This window comes from Chlorogloeopsis fritschii PCC 6912, assembly GCF_000317285.1.
Classification (GTDB): domain Bacteria; phylum Cyanobacteriota; class Cyanobacteriia; order Cyanobacteriales; family Nostocaceae; genus Chlorogloeopsis; species Chlorogloeopsis fritschii.
This window is the reverse complement of sequence record NZ_AJLN01000147.1, coordinates 1-2,998: the sequence shown is the minus strand read 5'-3', so window position 1 is coordinate 2,998 and position 2,998 is coordinate 1. Positions and strand designations below refer to the sequence as shown.

The window sequence follows — 2,998 nt, the reverse complement described above, 5'->3', positions numbered from 1 at the left end:
AAAGGAGCCAGCGCGTTGGGCGGCTACCCTCCGGGAAGCCGCTTCGCGTCTAGTGCCGACTTGTAGGCGCGAAGCGACTTCCGAAGGTAGCGACTGGCGTCAAGTGGCGTCAACTGGCGTCGGGTTTCCCGCGTTGTAGCAACTGGCGTGCGGGTTTTGTTGATGATCTTGCCGTTCAAACTGATAATTTATCTTTTAAACCCGCCCGTACAGTAGTTAGTGGTTTATTACTTCCCTTGTCTCCCTCTCCCCCACTCCTCCACCTTCCCCACCTTCCCATCCAAAACGGGGTGCTTGCCAAATAAGATCCAGTAGGATGGTGAATGGAGCCAGGACAAATAATGCCCAAAAAACTGCGGTGGAAAGAAAGAAGTAATTCCGCAAAATAAAAGTCAATGTGGCGATCGCTACTGCCCAAATCACACGTCCAATTCTTGAGTTGGGAATTGAGCGCGGATCTGTCACCATGAACAATGCAAACAGTAGTAAAGAGCCACTCATCAAGCGATGCCAGTAAACATCCCAAGTCCACCCTAACCACAGGTTGCGGATTGCCTCTAAACCAGCGTATGCACCCAAAAAAGCCACTGTAGTATCCCAGCGTCCAATCCGCTTGAGAATCATGCCCCCAGTTCCGGCAAATAACAGCCCATACCACCATTCCTCACCCCATTGCCCAGGGGAAACCCAGGCATCGGAAGTTATTACTAAGGCGGAAATAATGCCAAAATTAGCAGGATTGAAAAAATGCTTATCGCTGATTTTGAAGACAAATTTGCTAGCGATCGCCACTACTGCTGCAAGAGCCATTGTTGTCCAATGATCAGCCCGCAACAGTAGGCTAAGTCCTAAAGAAGTAATCAAAGGACTACGGAAAGAGGACTGGGGGACAATGAGGACGCGGGGACGCGGGTACAAACAGACACAGGAAATGTTTTTGATAGATTCTCCCTCTCCCCCACTCTCTCTCTCTCCAGAGCGCTCCCAAGGCACTGTACGGCAGTCGCCACAAGTAGGGGAACCCGCCCATAGCGCTGCCTCCCCTACTCTCCCACTCTTTTCCTGCAAGGCTTCTCTCCACTTATTTATCGCCAAGAATATCCATTGGGTTGATAAACAGGTGGCAATTGTTACTCCTATAAATTCCGGATGTAACGTCCAATCTCTTGTACCTATCCCCAAAACTAGGAATAGAGAGAGAAAAAGTATTTGATAGTCACGTGTATCTTGGAACAGCATTACCCGTCAAATCAGGGTTTACCCCTAAATATGTTCTAATTTAGGCGGGTAAAGGCAATAACTGTGGGACTGTTACAGAATTTGTTACAAGTAAGATGAATGCAGCAATAAAGTTCAGATGCAGTTTTATCCTCTATTTCCGGTTTTGCACCCCATCCTCAAACCTAGCTTTCCTAATTGTCTTTGGGAAGGCGATCGCAATTCCAAATTTATTGCCTTATCGTTTGATGATGGGCCTCATCCCCAATACACACCGCAACTATTAAAAGTTTTAGACCGTTACAACATTACAGCAAATTTCTTTTGGTTGGGTGCTTGTGTCAACCGTTCACCAGAAATAGCAAAAGACATATGCGATCGCGGGCACTGGATCGGACTGCATGGCTACGATCATCGCAATTTTCCCATGCTCGCTCCCAACGAGCTAAAGCAAAGCCTAGAGAAAACCCAAGTTGCTATCTATCAAGCCTGTAACCTCCAACCTCAACAAGTACGTGATGTCCGCCCTCCTAACGGTTTATTTACACCCAAAACTTTGAATTTTCTCCAACAGTGGGATTACCGAACTGTGATGTGGAGCGTTGTACCAGAAGATTGGGTAAGACCCGGAGTAGCTAATGTTGTACAACGAGTACTTAAAGATATAAAAAATGGTTCTATTGTCGTATTGCACGATGGAATTTGTGGTGGAGAAGACGTAGCAGAAATCACACAAGTTCTTATTCCTCTACTCCTGCAACGAGGTTATCAATTTGTAACTATAGATACTCTGTGGCAGCAAATCAAGGGGACAAATGGACACGGGGAGGGGGAAACAAGGGGAATAGTAAACCACTAACTACTGTACGGGCGGGTTTAAAAGATAAATTGTCGATTTTAACCCAAAGATCATCAACAAAACCCGCACGCCAGTTGCTACAACGCGGGAAACCCGACGCCAGTTGACGCCACTTGACGCCAGTCGCTACAACGCGGGGAACCCGCGCAACGCGCTGGCTCCTTTATGCCGGGGAACCCGTCCACCGCACTGGCTCCGCAACGCACTGGCTCCCCTACTAACTAACCAATGACTAATGACTAACTTGCCGCTTTTGAGAATCTTCTGAGTCAGGATTAGTAGTCGATGAAGGCTCGTCAGTACCTAACAGATTATGTATGTCTTGTAGGGAACCAGGATTTGCGGCTGCCTGTTGTGGTGATTCGTCCACAGAATCAATCAAATCTTCTACTTGGCAATTCAAAGCTTTGCAAAACTTAATAATTCGCTCTATTTGTTCTGTTCCTGTTCTGCCACTCTCCCAATTTTGGATAGTGCTTTCTGTCACGCCTACAAGACGCGACAACTCCAACTGGGTTAACCCTGCCTTCTCACGCAGAAAAGCTATCCTTGGTCTTGCCTTCTGTTTCACAGTTACAGCACTTTTGCTTCACTTTATAGTGGTAGATCCTAGCATCAAAAAAATCTAGCGCCCAAAGATTTTAACCAAGCACTTGACGACACCTAAGTTCTTTGGTTAAAACTATTGTGTGTGAGTCTCCCCACTACTTCAATACAGAAGTAGGAGGGTTCATCCGACAGTAGATCGAGCACAAAAAATCATCTTCCAAAAAATTTTCAGTTCAATCCGGAATGATTAGATTTGAGTTTGTAGCTCTCATTAACGAACAACAGAGACGCACCTAAACAAAGCTCCTAACGGTTGAAAAATACAATACCTGTTGAAGGAGTAAAAGGTTCCACCCTCTGACTAACAACACA

At 46.3% G+C, this 2,998-nt stretch carries 3 protein-coding genes; 1 reads left to right on the top strand and 2 read right to left on the bottom strand.

Annotation, left to right across the window (positions count from 1 at the left end):
- Positions 1-216 precede the first annotated feature (216 nt).
- Positions 217-1,239, bottom strand: a complete 1,023-nt coding sequence (locus tag UYC_RS0132890) for an RnfABCDGE type electron transport complex subunit D (RefSeq protein ID WP_016876638.1) — start codon at positions 1,237-1,239, stop codon at positions 217-219.
- 118 nt (positions 1,240-1,357) lie between these two features.
- Between UYC_RS0132890 and UYC_RS0132885 the strand changes: the two genes are divergently transcribed.
- On the top strand, positions 1,358-2,077 hold the full coding sequence (locus UYC_RS0132885) for a polysaccharide deacetylase family protein (protein WP_016876637.1): 720 nt from the start codon (positions 1,358-1,360) through the stop codon (positions 2,075-2,077).
- 232 nt (positions 2,078-2,309) lie between these two features.
- Here the strand turns inward: UYC_RS0132885 and UYC_RS0132880 are convergent, their stop codons facing one another.
- Entirely contained in the window at positions 2,310-2,648 is a 339-nt protein-coding gene (locus UYC_RS0132880) for a helix-turn-helix transcriptional regulator (RefSeq protein ID WP_016876636.1), read from the bottom strand.
- Positions 2,649-2,998 lie beyond the last annotated feature (350 nt).

Bases quoted from the DNA above. Each gene is read 5' to 3' on its own strand.
- UYC_RS0132890 (WP_016876638.1), bottom strand. From the start codon at position 1,239: ATGCTGTTCCAAGATACACGTGACTATCAAATACTTTTTCTCTCTCTA.
- UYC_RS0132885 (WP_016876637.1), top strand. From the start codon at position 1,358: ATGCAGTTTTATCCTCTATTTCCGGTTTTGCACCCCATCCTCAAACCT.